General features: G+C 73.1%; 16 protein-coding genes. 10 read left to right on the top strand and 6 right to left on the bottom strand.

The features are described from left to right. The first annotated feature begins 2 nt into the window (after positions 1-2). The 7 genes from ABZ321_RS16045 to ABZ321_RS16015 all read left to right on the top strand — a co-directional run bounded on the left by ABZ321_RS16045 (position 3) and on the right by ABZ321_RS16015 (position 11,710). On the top strand, positions 3-1,220 hold the full coding sequence (locus tag ABZ321_RS16045; RefSeq protein ID WP_344509501.1) for a cytochrome P450: 1,218 nt from the start codon (positions 3-5) through the stop codon (positions 1,218-1,220). 1 nt (position 1,221) lies between these two features. Next, the gene (locus ABZ321_RS16040; protein ID WP_354891548.1) at positions 1,222-2,241 is read left to right on the top strand and encodes a methyltransferase; all 1,020 of its coding nucleotides are present in this window, start codon (positions 1,222-1,224) and stop codon (positions 2,239-2,241) included. Then, positions 2,241-2,978 (top strand): thioesterase domain-containing protein, encoded by a 738-nt coding sequence (locus ABZ321_RS16035; RefSeq protein ID WP_344509497.1) that lies wholly within the window; start codon positions 2,241-2,243, stop codon positions 2,976-2,978. The genes ABZ321_RS16040 and ABZ321_RS16035 overlap by 1 nt, the downstream gene beginning before the upstream one ends. A gap of 133 nt (positions 2,979-3,111) precedes the next feature. Further along, the gene (locus tag ABZ321_RS16030; RefSeq protein WP_354891545.1) at positions 3,112-6,411 is read left to right on the top strand and encodes an amino acid adenylation domain-containing protein; all 3,300 of its coding nucleotides are present in this window, start codon (positions 3,112-3,114) and stop codon (positions 6,409-6,411) included. An 85-nt stretch (positions 6,412-6,496) separates the two neighbouring features. Beyond that, positions 6,497-7,267: an alpha/beta fold hydrolase gene (locus ABZ321_RS16025; protein ID WP_344509494.1), complete on the top strand. Its 771-nt coding sequence runs from the start codon at positions 6,497-6,499 to the stop codon at positions 7,265-7,267. After that, positions 7,264-10,803 carry an SDR family NAD(P)-dependent oxidoreductase gene (locus ABZ321_RS16020; protein WP_354891542.1) on the top strand — a complete coding sequence of 1,180 codons (3,540 nt, stop codon included), beginning with the start codon at positions 7,264-7,266 and terminating at the stop codon, positions 10,801-10,803. Before ABZ321_RS16025 ends, ABZ321_RS16020 begins: the two co-directional genes overlap by 4 nt. 361 nt (positions 10,804-11,164) lie before the next feature. Then, on the top strand, positions 11,165-11,710 hold the full coding sequence (locus ABZ321_RS16015; protein WP_354891539.1) for an ABATE domain-containing protein: 546 nt from the start codon (positions 11,165-11,167) through the stop codon (positions 11,708-11,710). Here ABZ321_RS16015 and ABZ321_RS16010 read toward each other — a convergent pair. Further along, a complete protein-coding gene (locus ABZ321_RS16010) occupies positions 11,682-12,347 on the bottom strand; it encodes a CGNR zinc finger domain-containing protein (protein WP_354891536.1) in 666 nt (221 codons plus the stop codon). The genes ABZ321_RS16015 and ABZ321_RS16010 overlap by 29 nt on opposite strands. Before the next feature lie 57 nt (positions 12,348-12,404). On the opposite strand from ABZ321_RS16010, the gene ABZ321_RS16005 reads away from it, so the two are divergent. After that, positions 12,405-12,770: a nuclear transport factor 2 family protein gene (locus ABZ321_RS16005; protein WP_344509486.1), complete on the top strand. Its 366-nt coding sequence runs from the start codon at positions 12,405-12,407 to the stop codon at positions 12,768-12,770. A gap of 45 nt (positions 12,771-12,815) precedes the next feature. Next, positions 12,816-14,291 (top strand): DUF4419 domain-containing protein, encoded by a 1,476-nt coding sequence (locus tag ABZ321_RS16000; protein WP_354891533.1) that lies wholly within the window; start codon positions 12,816-12,818, stop codon positions 14,289-14,291. On the opposite strand, the gene ABZ321_RS15995 is transcribed toward ABZ321_RS16000, so the two are convergent. The 5 genes from ABZ321_RS15995 to ABZ321_RS15975 form a co-directional block, all read right to left on the bottom strand. Then, complete coding sequence (locus ABZ321_RS15995; protein WP_354891530.1) at positions 14,271-14,909, bottom strand: hypothetical protein; 639 nt, start codon at positions 14,907-14,909, stop codon at positions 14,271-14,273. The two genes, ABZ321_RS16000 and ABZ321_RS15995, sit on opposite strands and share 21 nt — an antisense overlap. Further along, positions 14,906-15,577: a response regulator transcription factor gene (locus ABZ321_RS15990; protein WP_344509481.1), complete on the bottom strand. Its 672-nt coding sequence runs from the start codon at positions 15,575-15,577 to the stop codon at positions 14,906-14,908. The genes ABZ321_RS15995 and ABZ321_RS15990 overlap by 4 nt, the downstream gene beginning before the upstream one ends. A gap of 1,034 nt (positions 15,578-16,611) precedes the next feature. Beyond that, positions 16,612-17,778 carry a sensor histidine kinase gene (locus ABZ321_RS15985; RefSeq protein ID WP_354891527.1) on the bottom strand — a complete coding sequence of 389 codons (1,167 nt, stop codon included), beginning with the start codon at positions 17,776-17,778 and terminating at the stop codon, positions 16,612-16,614. A 201-nt stretch (positions 17,779-17,979) separates the two neighbouring features. Then, complete coding sequence (locus ABZ321_RS15980; RefSeq protein ID WP_354891524.1) at positions 17,980-18,933, bottom strand: NAD-dependent epimerase/dehydratase family protein; 954 nt, start codon at positions 18,931-18,933, stop codon at positions 17,980-17,982. Positions 18,934-18,991: 58 nt separating this feature from the next. Further along, a complete protein-coding gene (locus tag ABZ321_RS15975; protein ID WP_354891521.1) occupies positions 18,992-20,026 on the bottom strand; it encodes a LacI family DNA-binding transcriptional regulator in 1,035 nt (344 codons plus the stop codon). 110 nt (positions 20,027-20,136) lie between these two features. Between ABZ321_RS15975 and ABZ321_RS15970 the strand changes: the two genes are divergently transcribed. Beyond that, on the top strand, positions 20,137-22,104 hold the full coding sequence (locus tag ABZ321_RS15970) for a cellulase family glycosylhydrolase (RefSeq protein WP_354891518.1): 1,968 nt from the start codon (positions 20,137-20,139) through the stop codon (positions 22,102-22,104). Positions 22,105-22,116 lie beyond the last annotated feature (12 nt).

Raw genomic sequence — 22,116 nt, 5'->3', positions numbered from 1 at the left:
GCATGGATGCCGGCACGACCATGGAAGCGGATGTCGCCACCGACAGGCTGGTGACCGCGTTCGACCATCACGACCCCGGATACACCCCGTACACCGCGCAGCGCGTCAACAGCGAGATCCGCGACCGCGGTGTCACCTACTCCCCCGCCTACGGCGGCGTGTGGATCCTGTCCCGCTACGCGGACGTCCGCGCCGCCCTCACCGACTGGCAGACCTACAGCTCGGCCCGCGGGGTGCACTTCCCGCGCGCCGAGGGCATGCCGATGTTCTCCCCCATCGACTTCGACCCGCCGCAGCAGCGGGAGATCCGCGACCGGATGGCCGCCCCGGTGACCCGCGAGACGATCGCCGACCTGGAGCCGCGGCTGCGCGAGATGGCGCACCGGCTCCTGGCGCCGGTGGCCGGGCGCGGGCACGGCGACCTGATGGCCGAGCTCGCCGAGCCGTTCGCGATCGAGGTGCTGAGCGTGGCGTTCGGGCTGTCCGACGCCTGCCGCAGCCGCGTACGGGCGGCGACGAAGACGATGTGGACCTACATCTCCACCGACAAGGACGCGAGCAAGTTCTGGCCCGCCTTCCACGACATCCTCGCCGAGGAGATCGAGCGGGTGCGGCGCGAGCCCGACGGCGGCTACATCGCGAAGCTGGCCGCGATGGAGCGCGACGGGAAGCCGCTGCCGGACGAGGAGCTGTACTCCATCATCGTCAGCTTCTGCGTCGCCGGGCACGACAACACGATGAACTCGATCACCCGCCTGGTGCACACCCTCGGCCAGGACCCGGGGCTGCAGCTGCGGCTGCGCCGCGAGCCGGAGCTGCGCGCGGCCGTCGCCGAGGAGGCGCTGCGGCGCTGGTGCCCCACCGACCGGTTCACCCGGGTCACGACCCGCGAGGTCACGGTCGCCGACACCGTCATCCCGGCCGGCGCCCGCGTGGTGCTGCTCTTCGACGCGGCCAACCGGGACCCGGAGAAGTTCCCGGACCCCGACGCGTTCGACCCCGACCGCGGCAACTCCCACCACCATCTGAGCTTCGGCCACGGCATCCATCACTGCATGGGTGTGCATCTCGCCAGGGCGGAGTTCGCCGCTGTACTGGACGAGCTGGCCGAGCTACCCGTCTTCGACCTCGCCGGCCCGAGCGAGCTGCACTTCGAGAACGGCCGGCACATCATGTACGACCGGCTGCCGGTGCGGTTCCGTGCCGAGGAGGAGCGCTGACATGACCGACGTGACCACCGCACCGCCGCCGACCCTGCTGATCGACCTGGCGACCGGCCTGTGGCGGTCCCAGACGCTGACGGCGGCGATCGAGATCGGCACGTTCGAGATCCTCGCCGGCGGCGGCGCCACCGCGGCCGAGTTCGCGAGCCGCGCCGGCATCGCCGGCCGCCCGGCGGAGATCCTGCTGACCGCGTGCACCGCGCTGGGGCTGCTGGAGCAGCGCGACGGCCGCTACCACAACAGCGCCGTCGCGGACACGTACCTGGTGCCGGGCCGCCCCGACTACTTCGCCGACTACGTGCAGATGGTCGCCAAGTACACCGCGCCCGGCTGGCTCAAGGCGACCGAGGCGGTGCGCACCGACGCGCCGACCAAGCCGGTGCCGGACCCCGACCGCAACATGTTCGAGGAGGGCAACCGGCCGGACTCCTTCTGGGACGGGCTCTTCGCCTTCTCCACCCTCACCGCGCGGCACCTCGCCCGGGCCGTGGACCTGTCCGGAGTGCGGCGCCTGCTGGACGTCGGCGGCGGGGCCGGGGCCACCCTGCTGGAGCTGTGCCGCCAGTACCAGCACCTGCACGGCACCGTGCTGGACCTGGCGCACGTGTGCGGCCTCGCTCAGCGGCGCATCGACGCGGCCGGCATGTCGCGGCGGGTCGGCACCGCGGCGGCGGACTTCTTCAACGACGCGCTGCCGGGCGGGCACGACGCGGTGCTGCTGTCGATGATCCTGCACGACTGGGACGAGGCGCAGAACCGGAAGATCATCGCCGCGTGCCTGGACGCGCTGCCGTCCGGCGGCACGCTGCTCATCAGCGAGCTGCTCGTCGACGACGACAAGACCGGCCCCGCCGACGCGGCCCTCATGAGCATGAACATGCTGGTCGGCTGCTGGGGCCGCAACTACACCGCCGCCGAGTACAGCGGCTGGCTGCGCGACGCGGGGTGCGCCAACGTGCGGACCGTCCGCTTCGACTCGCCCGGCGCGAACGGCGTGGTGATCGGGGAGAAGGTGTGATGGACGCGCAACAGCGACGCTGGTTCCTGCGGGAGCCCTCCCCCGACGCGAAGATGCTCCTGCTCGCCATGCCGTACTCCGGCTGCGGCGCCTCGATGTACAAGGCGTGGCCCCTGACCGTCGGCGACGCCGAGGTGGTGCCGATCCAGCACCCCTTCCGGGAGAACCGGATGCGGGAGCCGCACTTCGGCACCTACCAGGACGTCACGAAGGCGATGCTCGACGACATCGGTGACCTCGTCACCGCGCGCCCGTGGGCCGTGTTCGGGCACTGCGGCGGCGCGCTGCCGGCGTTCGAGACGGTCGTCCAGGCCGGCGAGCGCGGCCTGCCGCCGCCGCACCAGTGCTTCATGTCGAGTCAGGTCGCGCCGCAGGACGGCCCGTGGGGCCGGTTCCTCGGCCTCGACGAGGACGGGCTGCGCGCCGAGATCGCCGGGCTGCTGGCCGCGATGGGCGCCGGCGCCGCGCAGGCCGAGGAGCTCGTCGACCTGTTCATCGACACCATGGAGGCCGACGTCGCGGCGAACCGGGTGTACTGGCGCCCGGCCGGCACCGTGCAGTGCCCGATCACGGGCATCGGCTGGGACGCCGACGTCGAGGTGCCGCACGGCCTGATGACCGGGTGGCCGCAGTGGGCGCCGTACGAGAAGGTGCTGCTGTCCGGGACGCACTACAGCTTCCTGGAGGCTCCGCCGTCGCTTCTCCAGGTGCTGGCGGACCGGCTCACGGCCGGCTGAGCAGATTCCCGCAGGACGGGACCCCGGCACGCCCCCGGTGCCGGGGTCCCGTCGTCTGCCGACTATGCAGCCTGAATGGCAGAGTCGGCGAAGTCTGTATAGTCTGTAATGAATCGACTGGGAGGACCGTGGCATGCCTCAACAGAGCGAACTGCTTCGTCGACTGCGCCAGCTCCCCGGGGACCGCCGGGACGAGCTGCTGGCCCGCCTGGAGGGCGTCTCCTCGGGGATCCGATCGGCCCCGCTGTCGTTCCGGCAGGAGCAGCTGTGGCTGTTCGACCGCTTCGCCCCCAGCAGCCGGGCCTACGGTCTCGGTTTCGCCTTCCCGATCGAGGGCCCGCTGAAGCCCGAGGCGCTGCGCGCGGCCCTGGCGGACCTGCAGCAGCGGCACACGGTGCTGCGCTCGACGTTCCCCGACGACGACAAGCAGGGCACCCAGCACGTGCAGCCGGCGTCGCAGGACGTCCGGCTCGACGTCGAAGACGTTGACGTCGTCACTGACGGCGCCGGCGACCCGCTGCGCGCCCGCGCCGACGAGGTCGTGAAGGACGAGCTGCGCCGCGGCCTGGACCTCAACTCCGGCCCGATGGTCCGGTTCAAGCTGCTGCGCGGCGGCGACGAGCGGCACCTGTTGGTGCTCACCAGCCACTACATCGTGCTCGACCCCCGCTCCGCCCGCGTGCTGCAGCGCGACCTCGGCGTCGCCTACGAGGCCCGGGTCGCCGGCGCCGCACCGCAGTGGAAGGAGCCGGCGGCCGACTTCGGCGCCTACGCGAGCTGGCAGCGCGACTGGTGCCGGCAGGACGGCGTCCGCGACGCGAGCGACCACTGGCGCGGTGCCCTCGCCGGCTGGGAGGGCACCGAGCTGCCCACCGACCACCCCCGCCCGCGCCTGCTGGACCTCTCCAGCGACGTGGTCCGGGCGCCGATCCCCGCGCCGCTCGGCGACGCCGGCCGGGACGCGTTGCTCGCCGCGTTCCTCATCGTGGTCGCCCGGCACACCGCCCGCAGCGACCTCACCATCGGCGTGCCCACCGACGTCCCCGGCCCGTTCGACCCCGACCTGCTCGTCGGCGACTGCGGCAACCTGGTGCCGCTGCGGGTCGAGCTCGACGAGGCCGACAGCTTCGCCGCCGTCGTCGCCGAGGTCCGCGCCGCCCGTGAGGCCGGCGCCGAGCACGCGGCGCTGCCCTTCAAGCTGGTCCTCGACGCGCTCGGCGTCGAGCCCGACGCCGGGCGCCTGCCCCTCGTCCAGATCGGCTTCGCCGACGCCGGCGAGCCCGCCGTCCCGGTCGAGGCCGACGGGGTGCGCATCGGCTGCGAGCAGGTCGACGCCGGCGCCGGCACGTTCGAGCTCGCCCTGGAGGTCGCCGGCGGCGAGCGGCCCACCGCGGCCGTCCGTTACGCGACCTCCCTGTACAGCCGCGACACCGCCACCCGTCTCCTGGACCGCTTCCTGCAGACCCTGGAAGTGCTGTCCGCCCAGCCGGACCGCCCCCTCGGCGACGCCCGGCTCGGCACCGCCGAGGAGCGCGCGGACGTCCTGGACCGTTGGAACGCCCCGATCGGCGAGCCCGCCGACACGACGCTGCACGAGCTCTTCGCCGACGTCGTCGCGGCCGGCCCCGCGCGGACCGCGCTGCGGTGGAAGGACGGCAGCGTCACGTACCGCACGCTCGACAGCTGGTCGTGCCGGATCGCCGACCAGCTCGTCGCCGCCGGCGTCGGCCTCGGCGACCTGGTGCCCGTCGTCATGGAGCGCGGCCCGGCGCTGATCGCCGCCGTCCTCGGCATCATGCGCGCCGGCGCCGCCTACGTCCCGATCGACACCAGCCAGCCCGACGAGCGTCTCGCCATGATCCTGGAGGACACCGGCGCGGACACCGTCGTCGTCTCCGCCGGCACCGCCGGCCGGGTCCCGGAGCCGCTGCGGATCGTCGTCGGCACCGACCCGGCGAGCGTGCCGGATGACGAGGAGGCGTGCCACCGGTGCGCACCGGCGGTCGTGCCGCCCGCGTCCGCCGCGTACGTCATCTACACGTCCGGCTCCACCGGCCGCCCCAAGGGCGTCATCGTCGAGCACCGCAACGCCGCGAACTTCGTGCGGACCGTGCGGGGCATGTTCGACCTCACCCCCGAAGACCGGGTGCTGCACTTCGCCTCGCCCGGCTTCGACGTGTCCGTGTTCGAGATCTTCGGCTCGCTGCTCAACGGCGCCGAGCTGTACGTCATGGACGAGGACCAGCGCCGCGACGTCTCCTCGCTGGACCAGGTGCTGCGGTCCGAAAAGATCACTGTGGTCGACCTGCCTCCCGCCATCATGGAGCTGCTCGCCCCCGAGAACTACCCGGAGCTGCGGATCGCGTTCGTCGGCGGCGAGGCGTTCACCGGCGAGCTGACCACCCGGTGGGCCCGCGGCCGCGGCTTCTGGAACGGCTACGGCCCGACCGAGACCACCGTGACCGTCGTCGCCAAGCGGTGCGAGGGCGAGTGGACGTCGTCGCCGCCGATCGGCCGGGCGATGGCCAACCACCGCGCCTACGTGGTCGACGCCGCCGGCGCCGGTGTCCTGCCGGTCGGCGCGATCGGCGAGCTGGCCGTCGCCGGCCTCGGCGTCGCCCGCGGCTACCTCGGCCGGCCCGACCTGACCGCCGACCGGTTCCGCCCCGACCCCGACGGCCCGCCCGGCTCCCGCCGCTACCTCACCGGCGACCTCGCCGTGTGGAACGACGACGGCGAGCTGGAGTTCGTCGGCCGCGCCGACCGGCAGGTGAAGGTCCGCGGCGTGCGGATCGAGCTCGGCGAGGTCGAGGCCGCGCTGCAGGCCGTCGACGGCGTCGCCCAGGCGGTCGCCGAGGTCGCCAACGACCCTCGCACCGGTGCGCTGCTCATGGCGTACGTGGTGCCGGAGCGGGCTGGGGAGCTGCAACTGGACACCGTCCGCTCCGCCGTGGCCGGCCGGCTGCCGTCGGCGATGGTGCCCTCCGTGCTGGTGCCCCTGGAGGCGGTGCCGCTCACCCCGAGCGGCAAGATCGACCGGCGCCGGCTGCCCGCGGTCGAGTTCGCCGCGGTCGAGGAGCTCACCGAGGCCGACGAGGAGAACAGCACGCCCACCGAGCGCACCATGCGCGAGGACGTCTTCGCCCCGCTGCTGGGCGCCCGCATCGGCAACGACGTGAACTTCTTCGCCGCCGGCGGCACCAGCCTCCAGGCGATCCAGCTGTCGTCGCGGGTCAGCTCGGTGTTCGGGGTTGCGGTGCCGATCGCGGAGTTCTTCGCCAACCCGACCGTGTCCGGCCTGTCCGCGCTCGTCGACGCCGCCGGTGCCACGCAGGGCTCGCAGCGCGACGCCCTCGCCGAGGCCCTGGCGGCGGTCGAGGGGCGCAGCGACGAGGAGCTCGCCGAGCTCGCCGCCGAACTGGACGCTCGATGAGCGGGCCGGAGCGAAGCGGAGGAGCCGCGAATCAGCATCGCAGGGACGGGTCAGGCCGACGCCGGAGCGCAGCGGAGGTGGCGGCATGACCACGGCGACCGTGACCTTCACGGCGGACTCGCAGTGGGTGCGCCGGGTGCCCCGGGAGGGCGCCCGGCTCCGGCTGGTCTGCCTGCCGTTCGCCGGTGGCGGCGCGTCGGTCTACCAGGGCATGGCGGCGCTGCTGCCGTCCTGGATCGAGGTCCTGGCGGTGCAGCCGCCCGGGCACGAGGACCGGTCCCGCGAGCCGCTGCCGGCCAGCATCCCGGGGCTCGTCACGGCGTGCGCGATCGCGCTGCGGCCGTACACGACGATGCCCTACGCCCTGTACGGCCACTGCGCCGGCGCCCTCCTGGCCCACGAGGTCGCGCACGAGATGGGCCGGCGCTTCGGGACCTGGCCGCAGCGGCTGATCGCCGCCGAGCAGCCGGCACCGCAGGCCCCGCCGCCCCCGGCGCCGCTGCACCTGCGGTCCGACGAGGACCTCCTGGCGTCCATCCGCGACCGTGGCGGGCTGCCCGAGGCGGTCGCCGGCAACGCGCAGCTGCTGGAGTTCCTGCTTCCCGTGCTGCGTCACGACTTCGCGCTCTGGGAGAACTACCGGCACCGCCCCCGCCCGCCGCTGCCGGTCCCGATCACCACGGTCCGCGGCACGACCGGCTCGGTCGACGAGACCGCCCTGGCCGGCTGGGCCGAGCAGACCACCGCCGGGCGCACCGGCGTGACCGTCGAGGGCGGCCACTACTTCATCGTCGGACTGACCGCGGCGGCCGCCGGGGGGATCGCCGCCGCCCTGGACGGAAGGACACCCCCGTGAGCACCACCGACACCATCACCCGGATCGCCGCCGGAGCCGCCGGTGTGCAGGACGCCGCCGCCGTGTACGACCGCAAGCTCCGCGCCGCCGCGTCCCGCGTCTCCGGAGGGCAGGCCACCACCGGCCTCCCCTCCGATGCGGAGATCCCCGCCGACCGCCCCGCCCTCGTGCACGGCCCCTCGCCGGTGCTGCCGCCCGACGCGGTGGCGACGCTGCCCGAGGCCCTCGAACGCGCCGCCCGCGTCGCGCCCGGCCGCGGCACCACGTACGTGCTCCCCGACGGCAGCACCGACCGGCAGACCTACGCCGAGCTCTTCGACGAGGCCCGCCGCGTCCTGAGCGGCCTGCGCCGGCACGACCTGACGCCCGGCGACGCCGTGCTGCTGCAGTGCGCCGACAGCCGCACCTTCGTCACCGCCTGGTGGGCGTGCGTGCTGGGCGGGTTCATGCCGACCGCGGTCGCGCCGGCTCCGGAGTACAACACCGACAACGCCGCCGTGCGCAAGCTCGCCTCCGCGTGGGAGCTGCTCGGCAAGCCGCCGGTCATCGCCGACGCCGCGCTGCTGTCCGGCGTGCGATCCCTCGCCGACCGGCTGCCCGCGCTGCGCGTCCTCGCCGCGGACACGCTGCCTTCGGAGGAGCCGGCTTCCTGGGACGTGCCGGACCCCGAGGCGCTCATCGTCAACCTGCTCACCTCCGGCAGCACCGGCACCCCGAAGTGCGTGCAGCACCGCCACCGCACGATCGTCGCCCGCACGTACGCGACCATCGCCGCGAACGGCTTCACGCAGGACGAGGTCTCGCTGAACTGGATGCCGCTCGACCACGTCGGCGGCATGATCATGTTCAACCTGCGGGACGTGTTCCTCACCTGCGAGCACGTCAACGTCCGCACCGAGTCCGTCATCCGCCGTCCGCTGCTGTGGCTCGACTGCGTCGACCGCTTCGGCGCCACCTGCACGTGGGCGCCCAACTTCGCGTTCTCGCTCGTCACGCAGCGCGCCGACGAGATCGCCGCCGGCTCCTGGAAGCTCGGCACGCTCACCAACATCTGCAACGCGGGCGAGGCCGTCGTCGCCCGCACCGCCCGCCGGTTCGTGGAGCTGCTCGCCCCGCACGGCCTGCCCGCCGACGCCATGGTGCCCTGCTGGGGCATGTCGGAGACGTCGTCCGGCGTCACGTACTCGCGCATGCACCGCGACGACCCGGCCGCCGGCACGATCGCGCTGGTGCCCGCGTCCCTGGACGGCGCGCTGCGCGAGCTGCCCGCCGGCACCCCCGGCGCGGTCGTCGTCACCGAGGTCGGCGCCCCGATCCCCGGCGTGGCGCTGCGGATCGTCCGCCCGGACGGTGCGGTGCTCCCCGAGGGGCGCGTCGGCCGCCTGCACATCTCCGGCACGACCGTCCAGAACGGCTACGCCCACAACGACAAGGCCAACGCGGAGAGCTTCACCGCCGACGGCTGGTTCGACACCGGCGACCTCGGCTTCCTGCGCGACGGCCGGCTGTTCCTCACCGGACGCCAGAAGAACATGGTCATCGTCAACGGGGCCAACTTCCCCGCGCACGAGATCGAGGCCGTCGTGGAGCAGGTCGCCGGTGTACGACCCGCGTGCTCGGCCGTCGCGGGCGTGCCCGACGAGGACACCGGCACCGACGCCCTGGTCGTCTTCTTCGTCCCGGACACCGACGACGTGCCGGCGCTCGTCGACGACATCCGCACCGCCCTGTCGCGGGACCTAGCGCTGCGCCCCACGTACCTGGTGCCGGTGACGGAGCAGGAGTTCCCCCGGCAGAACGGTGGGAAGGTGCAGCGGGAGCGGCTCCTGTCGGGCTGGCGCGCCGGAGACTTCGACGACCGCTGCTACGCGGAATCCAGTCCGCTGTTGGATTCTTCCGAGGCAACCGGCACCGCGGCGCTGTCCGTCGTCTGGGAGCCCGCCGGGACGCCGCTGGAGCCCGGTGCCGCCGCCAGCGTGCTCTTCGACGCCACCTCCGGCGGCGACTCCGTGCTCGCCGACTTCCTCGATGTCGCCCGGGGTCTCGGGCCTGACGACGAGCTCGCCGTCCTCACCCGCGGCGCCGTCCACGCCGTCGAGGGCGACCTGGTCGAGCCGGACCGTGCCGGGCTGACCGCCCTCGTGCGGACCGCCGCCTCGGAGCGCCTCGCGGCCAGGATCACGCTCATCGACGCGCCCGCCGACGCGAGCGGCGACGACCTCGCCGCCCTGACGGGCATGCGGCACGACGAGACCGTGGTCGCCGTGCGCGACGGCCGGCCGCTCGTGCAGCGGCTGCGCACCACGACGCTGCCCGAGGCGTTCGACGTCCCCGCCGACGTCCTGCCGCGCGGCGGCACCTGCCTCATCACCGGCGGCCTCGGCGGGCTGGGCCGCACCGTCGCCGAGCACCTCGTCGCCGGGCACGGGGCGCGGCTGCTCATCGTCGGCCGGACCCCCGCGGCGCGGCTCGACGACGGCTCCCGCGAGGCCCTGGAGATCCTCACGTCGATCGGCGACGTCATGTACCGCGCCGCCGACGTCGCCGACGCCACCGCCCTGTCGGCCGCGGTCGCCGACGCCGAGACGTCCTGGGGCCGCGGTCTGGACCTGGTGCTGCACCTCGCCGGCGCCCCGGTCGCGCCGCAGTGGGAGCAGCTGTCGCGGCACGAGCTGCGGGCCGAGTCCCCCGACTGGCTCGCCGGCATGCTGCGCCCGAAGGCCGGCGGCTGCGCCGCGATCGACCGGCTCCTGGCGACCCGCCCCGGCACCGCCGTCGTGCTCTTCTCGTCCGTCAACGGCCTCTTCGGCGGCACCGGCTTCGGCGCGTACGCCACCGCCAACGCCGTCCTGGACGGCTGGGCGCACCGCTGGGCGGCGACCGGCCGCCGGGCGCAGAGCATCGGCTGGAGCATGTGGGACGGCCCCGGCATGAACGACGGCAGCCCCCTGGTCGCCGCCGCCCGGCACCGCGGCCTGTCCCTCATCGACCCCGCCCACGGCACCGTGGCACTTCTCGGCGCCCTGCACACCGGCGCCGTGCACCTGCTGATCGGCGCCGACCCGGAGAACGAGCAGATCAAGCCGTTCCTGGCCGCGGACCAGCTGCGCGGCGGCACGATCGCGGTCGCCGTGGTGCCCTCCCCCGGCGAGGACCCGGAGCGCGTCCGCTCCGCCGTCGCCACCCGCCTCGCGCGCGAGGGCATCTTCGCCCGCGTCGGCGTGACGACCCGTATCGAACGCGACCGCAGCGGCGCCCCCGACCCGGCCGCGGTCCTCGCCGCGATCGGCACCGGTGGCGCCGGCTACACGGCCCCCGAGGGCCGGCTGGAGCAGCTCGTCGCGGACGCCGCCGCCGACGTCCTGGCCGTCCCCCGCATCGGCCGGGAGGACTCGTTCTTCAGCCTGGGCTGCGACTCGGTCCGCGCGCTGCAGCTCGCCCAGGCCCTCAGCGACCGCCTCGGCGCGCCGGTGACGGTCGGCTCGCTTTACGAGTCGCCGACGGTGCGCGCCCTGGCGGCAACCATCGCCGCCTGACCGCACCACCCCGGACCCGGCGCACCCCGCGCCGGGTCCTCTCGCGCCGCACTCATCGCTGCCTGGCACAGCAGGGAGGAGCGCCGGCCGGGCAGCCCGAACGCCGAGGCAGGCCAGTCGGGCGGCACCCACCACAGACGTTGATCAATGCCCCGGTATGCGGCGTTTGCGCCATAGATGTTGCGCGATCCACCCCCATGTCGATCAGTGATTTAGTAGGTGGATCGCGCAACGTCGATCCAGAAAAGGGGCATCTCGGGGCATTGACCAACGTCTGAATGGCGGAAGGTTTCGTCTCACACCGTGCCGGCCCGAAGAAGAGGCTTCTCGTTGGGCGGGCCGGGCGGGCTAGGGTGGGCGGATGGCGCGGCTGGACGGGTTGGGCGCGGGTGAGGCGCAGAGGTTCCGTACCGGGCGCATGGCGCTCGATCTGGTGCACACGGCCGGCGACCGCGAGCACGGGCGGGTGGAGCTGCTGAGCGGGCCCGACGAGCTGGCCCGCTGGCTCGGGGTGGTGACCGGGCTCGACCCGATCGTGGCGACCGGGGTCGACATCGATCCCGTGCACGCGCTGCGGCATGCGGTGCGTCGCGCCGCCGCTCGTACCATGGCGAAAACGGCGACAAGTGTCGTGGACCGGCTCGCGCTCAACGCGGCCGCGGCGATCACCCCTCCCGTGCCGGAGCTGCGAGCCGACGGCGCCGCCGCCGTGCGGGGCGTGGTGCGGGTGCCGGAGGTGTTGTCGCTGCTCGCCCGGGACGCGATCGAGCTGTTCGGCGGGCCGCTCGCGGCGCACGTCCGGATGTGTGGTGGCTGCGGGCTGCTGTACGTCGAGCCGACGCCGGGCGGGTGCTCGCCACGGCGCTGCGCGGCCCGGCTCAGGGTGTCGCGGTCACGGTCGGCGTAGCGCGGCCGGGGTCAGGGTTCGCGGCGGCGGTCGGCGTGGCGCGTCGGTTGCGGTGGCTGCGGGCCTTGTTGCGGTTGCCGCACCGCTCCATCGAGCACCAGCGGCGGTTCCCGGGGCGGGACGTGTCGAGGAAGATCAGCTGGCACGGGTCGCCGGCGCACTCGCGGAGCCGGTCGCGCAGCGCAGGGGTGCCGATCACGGTGAGCGCGTCGCGGGCGAACGCGGCGAGCACCTGCCGCCCGGTAACCGGGGTGACCCACCGCCGGACCAGGTCGGCGGCGTCGACGCGGAAGCGGGGCGGGGCGTCCGCGTAGCCGTTGAGGACCTCCACGGCCGCCGCGTCGACCGGACGGCCGTGGGCGATGGCGGGCGCGATCAACCAGAACGTGTCCCGCAGGTGCCGGACCCGCTCCAGGTCCGCCATCCCGATCCGGAGGTCACTCACAGTGAGCGGCGCGGGTGCGGCGAGCCGGGTGCGGGTCAGCCAGTCCGCGAGGTCGGCGGGCCGGTGCAGGATCTCCCAGCGGCGACCCGCGCCGGGCCCGCCCGTGGCGAGCAACTCGACGCCGAGACTGCCGGGATCGAACGAGAACTGTTGCCCATACGCACTGGTCAGCACGTGGATGCCAGGGTGCATGTAACCAGTTTAACCGGTGCGGACCCCGGGTATCCAACGTGCGGAAGGGGGGTCGACATGACCATCGCAACGGAGCTGAAGGACCTCGAGAAGGAAATGTGGCGGGCCAACCGCGAGGGCGACGGCGACTTCTACGAACGGGTCGTACGCGAGGACGCTCTCACCGTCAGTAAACATGGCGTCGCCGGTAAGGCGGACATCGTCCCGAACGTCACCAAGAACGAGAACCCGTTCCTCAAGACCGACCTGAGCCACCTGAAGGTCGTGCAGATCAGCGAGGACAGCGCCCTGGTGACGTACAAGGCGACGGTGACCGCGCTGATCGACGACGAGCAGCAGAAGTTCCAGGTCCTCGCGACCAGCGTGTACGCCCGCGAGGACGACGAATGGCGCTCGGTGTTCCACCAGCAGACCGAGGTCTGAGCAGGGTCGGCCCCGGTCCATTGACCGGGGCCTTACAGTCGGCGGGTGGTCACGTTCGGAGTCGATGACGTCACGCCCGCCGCCGCGCCGCTGCCGACCCGCCCGCTGGGCGGGCTGTTCCCGGACGCGCTGGCCGTCGGCGGCGACCTCGGGCTGGCGGTGCTCGAACCCGACGGGGTGCACCCGCTGCTGAGCGCCGTCGCGCGGGCGTTCGCCGACCACCGGCCGCTCGTCCTGTCGCCCGACGCGGTGTGGCTCACCATCGCGCAGGGCGTCGCCCAGCACATCCGCCTGCACGCCGAGGAGCTGCGGCCGGTGCTGGTCCGGCACGCCGGCCGCAAGAAGCTCGCCGTCTCCATCGACGGTCCCGTGCCCCAGGACGCCGCTTCATGGGCGACGCTGACCGACCAGTTCGCCGGCCTGCTCGCGAATGAGATCGAGGACGCCGAGCTGTTCGAGTGCGACTTCTCCACCAGTACGCCGGTCGAGCGGACCGCCGGGCGGGTGGTGCTGCTGGACGCGTACTCGCCGTACTTCGCACTGTGGCTGGTCGCGGTCTGCGGTATCCCGTCGGTGACCCTGACCGGCACCGTCGAGGACTGGCGGCGCATCCGCGGGCGGGTCGACGCGCTCCCGCGCTTCGGGTTGGACTCCTGGTGCCGGTCGCTCGCGCCGATCCTCGACGAGTTCGTCGGTGCCGCTTCGGGCGCGCCGGACGTCGCCTTCTGGCAGCGGATCTACAGCCCCGTCGACGCGTACGGCGGCGAGGTCATCACCGGCTGGGTCACCCGCTTCTACCCGTACCTGGCCGGCTCGGCCGTCGACCGCCCGAACCCGATGCTGGACCTGCCCGTCGGCGAACCGCGGGACGTCCCCAGGAACCAGGGGCCCGGCATCCGCAGTTCCGATGTCCCGGCGACGCTGTCGCGGGTGGTCGTGCACGTCAACGACCAGATCGGCGGCGACAACGGGGTGGTGGCACTGCACGCCGGGCTCGTCGCGGTCGCCCAGGACCCGGACGGCGCCCTGCGACCGGTCGCCGGCTGGCACCTGGCAACCGCGGCGCTCGAGATCGACGACGTGATCGACCGGCTGGTGCGCGAGCACGACACCACCCCCGCGGACGAAGGGGCGGACGACGCGCCGGAGGAGGTCGTGGCGCTCTACCACCGGGTCGGCACCGCGACCCTGTTCGACGGCGCCTGGCGGCTGCCACCGGCGCGCGAGCGGCGCTCGTTCCTGACCAGCTACAAGCGCCTGTGGGCCAGCACGCTCTTCGAACTCGCGGACGGACGCAGCATCGCCATGGTCGTGCAGGCCGAGACGCTGACGGCGTCCTGGGTGCTGTGCCGGATCGAGCAGCCACAGGATCCCGACCTCCTGCCGTGGCTCGCCGACGACCCCACGGACGTGCCGGTGCTCGGCACGTCCCTCGCGATCCTGCTCTCCGCCGCCCTGGACTCCGGCGGCGACGTCGCGCACCTGGAGACCGGCCGCCTCTCACAGCTGGGTCAGGCGTAGCCAGCGGCAGCTCCAGTCGTCGTCGTTGCCCTCGACCGGCGGGCCGTGCTGCTCCTCGGCCGGCGCGTACCGCCCTCGCCGGCCCTCCAGCCAGCCGCAGCTCGCCCGGTACCGGCCGGGCGCCAGCGGGACGACGGCGCCGACGCCGAGCATGTGCTCCAGGTTGAGCCGGTTGTCGGTGCGCGTCGCCTCGCCGGCATCGACCGGCGCCCACACCACCGCGGCCTGCCCGCCGCTCAGCTCCAGCTCGGCGACCGGCCGCTCCCGCTCGCGCGCGGCGGGCCCGGCGGCGTACCGGCGCGGGGCGTCACTGTTGCGCACCCATGACCGCACGACGAGCAGGCCGTCACCGCCGACAGCGACGTCCGCCCCGCCCGGCCCGTCCATCTCCCACACCAGCCCCACCTGGTCCGCGCCGAACCGGACCAGGCCCGCCTCGAACTCGTCGTCGTCCGACGGGTACAGGACGGCGTGGGCACGGGCGTAGTCACACGCCGGGTCCAGCTCGTAGTCGTCGTCCAGGACCGCGCCGCCCCACGCGGCGAACGACGCCTCAGAGCAGACCAGCAGCGGCCCGCCCTCGCCGCCGACCCGGGCCACCCACTCGTACGCGCTCACCGGGCCGTGACCAGACCGGTCTGGTACGCGATGACGACGAGCTGCGCACGGTCCCGCGCGCCGAGCTTCACCATCGCGTGGCTGACGTGCGTACGCGCCGTCGCCGGACTGAGGAACAGCGCCGCGCCGATCTCGTCGTTGCTCATACCCTGCCCCACGAGCGTGAGGACCTCCCTCTCCCGCTGGGTCAGCACGGCGAGCCTGTCCTCGGCCACCCGCACGGCTGCTCGCCCCGCGGTGAACTGCGCGATGAGCCGCCGGGTGATCCTCGGGGCGAGCAACGCCTCACCGGCGGCGATCACCCGCACGGCGTGCAGCAGCTCCGCCGGCCCCGCGTCCTTGAGCAGGAAGCCGCTCGCCCCCGCCTGGAGCGCCTCGAAGACGTAGGCGTCGGTGTCGTACGTGGTCAGGATCAGCACCCGCACGTGCTCAAGCCCGCGCATGCCCGTGATCCGCCCGGTCGCCTGGATACCGTCGAGCTCGGGCATGCGGATGTCCATCAGAACGACGTCGGGCCGGGTCGCCCGGGCCCGCTCCACCGCCTCCGCACCATCGGCCGCCTCCCCGACCACGACGATGTCGTCCTCAGCGTCGAGCAGCATCTTGAAACCAGACCGCACCAACGCCTGATCGTCGGCAAGAAGCACCTTCACCGGACCATCGCTCACACCATCACCTCCACCGCACCCCGACGCCGCCCTGAGCCGAGCCGCGCACCTATGCTTCGCGTCCCTCCGCTGTGCCCGGATGCGCGCTCGCACCGTCGCGCCCGCTGTGCTCCGGTACCGCGGCGTGAGTTCCAGCCTATGTTTCGTGGGCCTCCGCCGTGCCCGGGGCCTCTCATGCCGTCACCTTCGCTGCGTTCCAGCGCCGGCCGGGGCTCACCCGTGTACCCATGTGGTCCGCGGCCCTCCGTCGCCCTTCGGGGTGCTCATGTTAGGCGACCGCTCGCTGCGCTCCGGCGTCGGCGTGAATTCCAGCCCATGCTTCGCGGCCTTCCGCTGTGCTCGGGGCGCTCCCGCCGTCACGTCCGCCGCGCTCCGGCACCCGCCTGAGTTCCAGCCCATGTTCGCGGGCATCCGCTGTGTTCGGGCGTTCATGTCTGTCACATCCGCTGCGTTTCTGACGTCGGCGTGAGCTGAACCCCGTGCTCACGGTTCGAGTCCCCTTCGCAGCCTTCAGGGCGCTCATGCCGTCACGCCCGCAGCGCTCCGACGCTGGCCTGGGCTCAACCGTGTGCCCATGGTTCGCGGGCCTCCGTTGCGTTCGGAGACGCTCATGCCGTCACGTCGGCTTCGGTTCCGGTGCCAGCGCGCGTTCCAGCCCATGGTTCGCGGACCTCCGCTGCACGACGGGGCGCTCATGCCGTCACCTTCGCTGCGCTCCGGCGTGAGCTGAACGGTGCACCCAAATCTGCGGGCCTTCGCCGCGCTCGGGGACGCTCATGTCATCACGCCCGCTGCGCTTCGGCACCCGCCTGAGTCGCAGCCCGTATTTCGCGGGCGCCCGCTGTATTCGGGTGCACACATGTCCGTCACGTCCACTGCGCTTCTTTGACGTCCGCGTGAGCTGAACCCTGTGCCCCTGGTCCGCGGGCCTCTGCTGCGCGGCAGGGCGCTCATGCCGTCACCTTCGCTGCGCTTCGGCGCCTGTCTGAGTTGCAGTGCATGGTCGGCCGGACTTCGTTGCGCGACAGGGGTGGTCATGCGGGCACCGCTGCGTTGGTGACGAGCGGGAGTCTGGCGCGGACCTCGAAGCCGCCGGCGGGTAACGGGGCGGCGGTGAGATCGCCGCCGAGGAGTTCGCAGCGCTCGATCATGCCCGTGATGCCGCGGCCTGGCTGTGTGGCGGCGGCGGCCTTCGGGCCTGTGTTCGTGACCAGGACCTCCAGGACGTCGGCGCGCCGGCTGAGCGCGACCGTCACCCGGGTGGGGCCGACGTGGCGGATCACGTTGGTGAGCGCCTCCTGCACGATCCGGTACGCGGTGGTGCCGACGGAGCTTGGCACCTCGCCCGCCGTGTCCGCGTCGAGGGTCAGGTCGAGGCCCGCGTCGCGGGCGACAACGGCGAGCTCGTGCACCTGCCCCAGCCCCGGGTGCGGCACCCGGCCGTCGTCGTCGTTGCGGAGCACGCCAAGGACGGTCCGCATCTCCTGCAGCGCCTGGGCGCTCGTCTGCTCGATCGTCACCAGCGCCTCGCGGGCCCGGTCTGGGCGCTGGTCCAGCATGTACGCCGTGACGCCCGCCTGCACGTTGATGATGGCGATCGCGTGTGCGACCGTGTCGTGCACCTCCCGGGCGATCCGGAGCCGCTCCGCGTCCACGCGCGACCGGGCCTCCTCCTCCCGGGTCCGCTCGGCCTGCGCCGCCCGCTCCAGAGCCTCCGCCACCGCGACCCGCCGCGACCGGACCGACTCGCCCAGGGCCGCCGCCATGACGGACGCCGCGATCCGGAAGAACACCCACCCGATCGCCGCGCGCGGCTCCACGTCGGCGCCCACGATCAGCCAGCCGGTGGCCAGCACGGCGATGCCGACGCCCGCGATCAGCAGCGAGCGGCGGCCGTCGCCATAGGCGGTCAGCGTGTACAGCGCGACGAACAGCCCGATCCACCCCGGCCCGTCGGAGAACCCGGCGACGAAATACGCCAGGCTGATCAGCGCCGACGCGACGAACACCGTGACCGGCCAGCGCCGCCGCACGGCCAGGATCAGCCCGCTCGCGACCAGCAGGGCGATGCCGAGGTGGCCCAGGTCGGTCAACGGGCGCGACCCCACGTCCTGCGGCTTCGCGAGCGTCCCCTGCACCTGCATGACCGCCACGAAGCAGCCGAGCAGGAGATCCTGCACCAGCGCCCCCGGTCGTCTCATACCCGCAGCTTAGTTGCCCGGTACGACAGAAAACCTACGACGAGAGGCGCGACCGGCACCGCACCGCCTACGCAGATCTGCGTACCGGTGGCCGCCGCCCGCCCGAGGACGCCGGGCGGGCGGCACAGCGACGATCGTCGGCGTGCACCCCGTTCCTCGTCGCCGCCGTCGGACTGTCGGGGGCCTTCGGCGACGACGCGGTCATGCAGCTGCCCGGCCGGGCGAACTGGTCGCCGCGGAGGCCGGGCGCTCCTCGAACGTCTCCCGGATCGCCGCGTCGAGAGGCCTTCCGGACGCCGGCTCGATGAACAGGTCGGCGAGCAGCACGTCCGCGAGGTGGGACGGGTTGACGCCGGACTCCTTGCGCCCCAGGGCCTGCAGCCCGCCCCCGAGCTTCAGGGCGGTGCGGACCACGGCGGCGGGCAGCCGGCGGGCCTTGCGGGGGCGCCCGGCCGCCGTCGCGATGCGCTCCAGCATCTCGCCCCAGCGGAGGTTCTCGTCGGCGACGGGAATGTCCTCGCCGCTGCCCTGTTCGAGGGCGTCGGCGGCGACCTCGGCCACGGCGCGCGCCGAGGTCACGGCCGTCCCGCCGGTGGGGGCGAGCAGCGGCGACCGGGAGCGGGCCCACCCGTCCAGCGCTGGCGCCCAGTTCGGCAGCCGGTCCCCGGCCCGCCCGAACACGAACGGCAGCTCCAGCACGGCGACCGGCAGCCCCGGCCCGGCGGCCTCGCGTGCCTCCCGCGCCTGTTCGACCCTGCAGCGGATGTACGTGTGCCGCTCGGTCAGCCGCAGCTCAGGGTGCAGCCGGTCCCAGTACGTGTAGTACGACCCCATGACGACGCCGCGGGTCAGGCCTTCCTCCCGGGCCGCCGCGAACAGCCGCACCACCGGCTCGACGATGTCGCGGCGGAACTGCGGATGGATCGGCTTGCGCAGTGCGCGTTGTTCGTCGGTACGGGCCGCGTACACCACCCCGTCGTGCCCGGTGAGCATCTTGCGCAGCTCGTCGGCCGACGCGACCTCCATGTCGAGCAGGTGGTCGACCCCCGGCTGCGCGCTGCGCGCCACGGTCGTCACCTCGTGCCCCCGCTCGCGGAGCACGTCCACGACGTGCGCCCCGATCAGCCCGCTGCCACCCACCACAAGAATCCGCACGCCGGATCATGCACGCGGTGCCCACCCCCGTGTCAAGGGATCGTTTCGAATACATCGATCACGGATGTCGCGGGCGCAGCGGGCGGGTCGACTCCCGCACGTGCAGGGTGCCCGGCGGCAGGGTGATGTGGCTGACGTCGCCGGTGTGCAGCGTCCGCAGCAGGGCCCGGGCGGTCAGCTCCGCCTGGTGCGCGGGGGTCTGCTCGACGGCGGTGATCGCCGGGACCGTGATCTGGCACAGGTCGGAGTCGTCCCAGGCGATCACCGACACGTCCCCCGGCACGGAGCGGCCCAGGTCGTGCACGACCTTGAGTGCGGCGGCGGCCATGACGTCGTTGTCGAAGACGACCGCGGTCGGCGGGTCGGCGCCGCTCATCAGGTCCAGCATCGCCCGCATGCCGTCCACCGCGCTGTAGTTGGTGTGTAGCACGCGATGCCGGTCCAATCCGGCGCGCTCCACGGCGGCGGCGAACGCCGCGTCGCGCTGCCGGGTGTGCAGCAGCTCCGCGACCCCGGCGACGCGGGCGAACGAGCGGTGCCCCAGCGCCCGCAGGTAGTCGGCGACGCGCGCGGCCGTGCCGGCGGCGTCGGCGTCGACGCTGCTGATGGTGTCCGGTCCGGTGTGCCCGCCGATGACGGCGGCGGGCAGGCCCAGCTCGACGAGCGCGTCGATGCGCGGGTCCTGCGGGCGGACGTCGGTCACGATGACGCCGTCGACGTGCCGGCCGGCGAACCACCGGCGGTACACGTCCACGGTGTCGTCGACCTCGTCGACCAGGTGCAGCAGCAGGCTCATGCCGTTGCGGTTGAGCTCCGCCTCGACGCCGCTGAGCATCTGCGTCAGGTAGGAGTCGACGATCAGCACCCGCGGCGGGCGCACCAGCACGAGGCCGATCGCGTTGGCGCGGGACAGCCCGAGGGAGCGTGCCGCGAGGTTGGGCGCCCAGCCGAGCTCGCGGGCGGCGGCCAGGACCTTCGCCCGGGTCATCTCGGAGACGCCCGACCGCCCGTTGAGCGCATACGACACCGCCGCCTCGGAGACGCCCGCGCGGGTGGCGACCTGACGGATCGTGACCCGGCGACTGAAGCGCATAAGGCAGACCGTAAGACGATCAATGCGCCATGTCAACGTCATCATTGACACGCCAGCGGCGCCAACTCTAGTCTCCGGACTGATTCGGTTAAGTCTACGGAAGGCAGCCGATGATCAGACCCCTTCTCGCCGCATGCGCCGGACTCGCCCTCGTGCTGGCCGCAGGCCCGGCAAGCGCGACCACGCACGGCGACACCGGCTTCGTCACCCGCCATGGCGACGACCTCACCCTCAACGGCAAGGAGTTCCGGTTCGCCGGCTCCAACAACTACTACCTGATGTACCGCTCACCGGCGATGGTCGACGACGTCTTCGCCGACGCGAAGGCCGCCGGCTTCACCGTGCTGCGCACCTGGGGCTTCCTGGACATCGGCGCCCAGGACGACACGGGATCCGTGCACCACAAGGAGAACGGCGTCTACTTCCAGTACTGGGACGGCACACGACCCGCCTACAACGACGGTCCCGACGGCCTCCAGCACCTCGACCAGGTGGTGAAGTCGGCCCGGGACAAGGGCATCCGGCTGGTCATCCCGCTGACCAACAACTGGAGCGCCTTCGGCGGCATGGACCAGTACGTGCGCTGGCGCGGCGGCACCCACCACGACGACTTCTACACCGACCCGGTCATCCGCGGCTGGTACAAGGACTGGATCAGCCACGTGCTGAACCGCACCAACAGCCTCACCGGCGTCAGGTACAAGGACGATCCCACCATCATGGCGTGGGAGCTCGCCAACGAGCCCCGCTGCGTCGGTTCCGGCGTCTACCCGCGCTCGGCGGCGTGCACCGACGCGACGGTCACCGCATGGGCCGCCGACATCAGCGCCCACCTCGACAGCGTCGACCGCAAGCACCTCATCAGCTCCGGTGACGAGGGTTTCCTGTGTACCGACAGGGCCAGCGCCGACTTCACCGTCAACTGCGCCGACGGCGTCGACTCGGTGGCCCTCGCGGCGCTGCCGGCGGTCGACCTCATGTCCTTCCACCTGTACCCGGACCACTGGAAGAAGGACCCGTCGTGGGGCAGCGGCTGGATCACCACCCACGCCCGCCTCGCCGACCGGCTGCGCAAGCCGGTGATGCTCGGTGAGTTCGGCCTGCTGGACAGGGCATCCCGCAACGTCGTCTACAAGCAGTGGACCGACGCCGCGGTCAGCGCCCGCCTCGACGGCTTCCTGTACTGGATCCTCTCCGGCGTGCAGGACGACGGCACCGACTACCCCGACTACGACGGCTTCACCGTCTACTGCCCCAGCCCCGTGTGCACCACCGTCGCCAACGCCGGCGACGAGCTGCGGCACGGCCGGCGCTCCCGCCCGCCGGTCGCCGACCACGACACCGCGCAGACACTGCGCGACGACCCGGTGACGCTCACCCCGGCCGCGAACGACATCGCCTACCGCACCAGGGTCAAGGCCGCCACCATCGACCTGAACCCGGCCGCCGCCGGCCAGCAGACCACGGTGACCCTGCCCGGCGGCTCGTTCGGCCTCAACGCGAAGACCGGCGTCGTCACGTTCACGCCCGCCGCCGGTTTCGTGGGGCGGGTCGCCGCGCCGTACACCATCCGCGACGAGGCGGGCCGCATCTCCAACGTCGCGGAGCTGCGCGTCACGGTGAAGAACCGGCCCGGCGACGCCCTGATCCTGGCGTCCTTCGAGGCGGGCACCGAGGGATGGGCCGCGGCGAGCTGGCAGTCCAACGCCGGCACGGTGGCGCAGACGACCGAGTTCCATCCCGAGGGCGCCGCCGGCCTGCGGGTCACCACCGCCGATGGCGGCTGGTTCGGCGTCGGCGGCCTGACGGGTGTCGACCTGTCCGGCAAGTCCGCCCTGCGGTACGAGCTGCACACCACCACCGGCACCTCCTACAGCATCGCCGTGCAGACCGGCGACGCCTACACCTGGTGCCAGTCGACCTGGGGCTACGCGAGCGCGGGCAGCACCACGACCGTCGAGGTGGACCTGGCCACCGCCATGTCCTGCGACGCCGCGGCGCTGGCGGACGTGCGGGCCGTCTACGTCTGGTTCGACGGCAACGGCACGCACGACATCGACCACCTCCGCGCCCAGTAGGCGGCGCCCGAC

Origin of the sequence: Dactylosporangium sp. NPDC006015 (assembly GCF_040614215.1) — a bacterium.
GTDB classification, from domain to species: domain Bacteria; phylum Actinomycetota; class Actinomycetes; order Mycobacteriales; family Micromonosporaceae; genus Dactylosporangium; species Dactylosporangium maewongense.
The sequence above is the reverse complement of the archived record's forward strand: the minus strand, read 5'-3'. Positions and strand labels throughout refer to the sequence as shown.

Coding starts and splice junctions, on each gene's coding strand:
- ABZ321_RS16045 (WP_344509501.1), top strand. CDS start 3: ATGGATGCCGGCACGACCATGGAAGCGGATGTCGCCACCGACAGGCTG.
- ABZ321_RS16040 (WP_354891548.1), top strand. CDS start 1,222: ATGACCGACGTGACCACCGCACCGCCGCCGACCCTGCTGATCGACCTG.
- ABZ321_RS16035 (WP_344509497.1), top strand. CDS start 2,241: ATGGACGCGCAACAGCGACGCTGGTTCCTGCGGGAGCCCTCCCCCGAC.
- ABZ321_RS16030 (WP_354891545.1), top strand. CDS start 3,112: ATGCCTCAACAGAGCGAACTGCTTCGTCGACTGCGCCAGCTCCCCGGG.
- ABZ321_RS16025 (WP_344509494.1), top strand. CDS start 6,497: ATGACCACGGCGACCGTGACCTTCACGGCGGACTCGCAGTGGGTGCGC.
- ABZ321_RS16015 (WP_354891539.1), top strand. CDS start 11,165: ATGGCGCGGCTGGACGGGTTGGGCGCGGGTGAGGCGCAGAGGTTCCGT.
- ABZ321_RS16010 (WP_354891536.1), bottom strand. CDS start 12,347: ATGCACCCTGGCATCCACGTGCTGACCAGTGCGTATGGGCAACAGTTC.
- ABZ321_RS16005 (WP_344509486.1), top strand. CDS start 12,405: ATGACCATCGCAACGGAGCTGAAGGACCTCGAGAAGGAAATGTGGCGG.
- ABZ321_RS15985 (WP_354891527.1), bottom strand. CDS start 17,778: ATGAGACGACCGGGGGCGCTGGTGCAGGATCTCCTGCTCGGCTGCTTC.
- ABZ321_RS15975 (WP_354891521.1), bottom strand. CDS start 20,026: ATGCGCTTCAGTCGCCGGGTCACGATCCGTCAGGTCGCCACCCGCGCG.
- ABZ321_RS15970 (WP_354891518.1), top strand. CDS start 20,137: ATGATCAGACCCCTTCTCGCCGCATGCGCCGGACTCGCCCTCGTGCTG.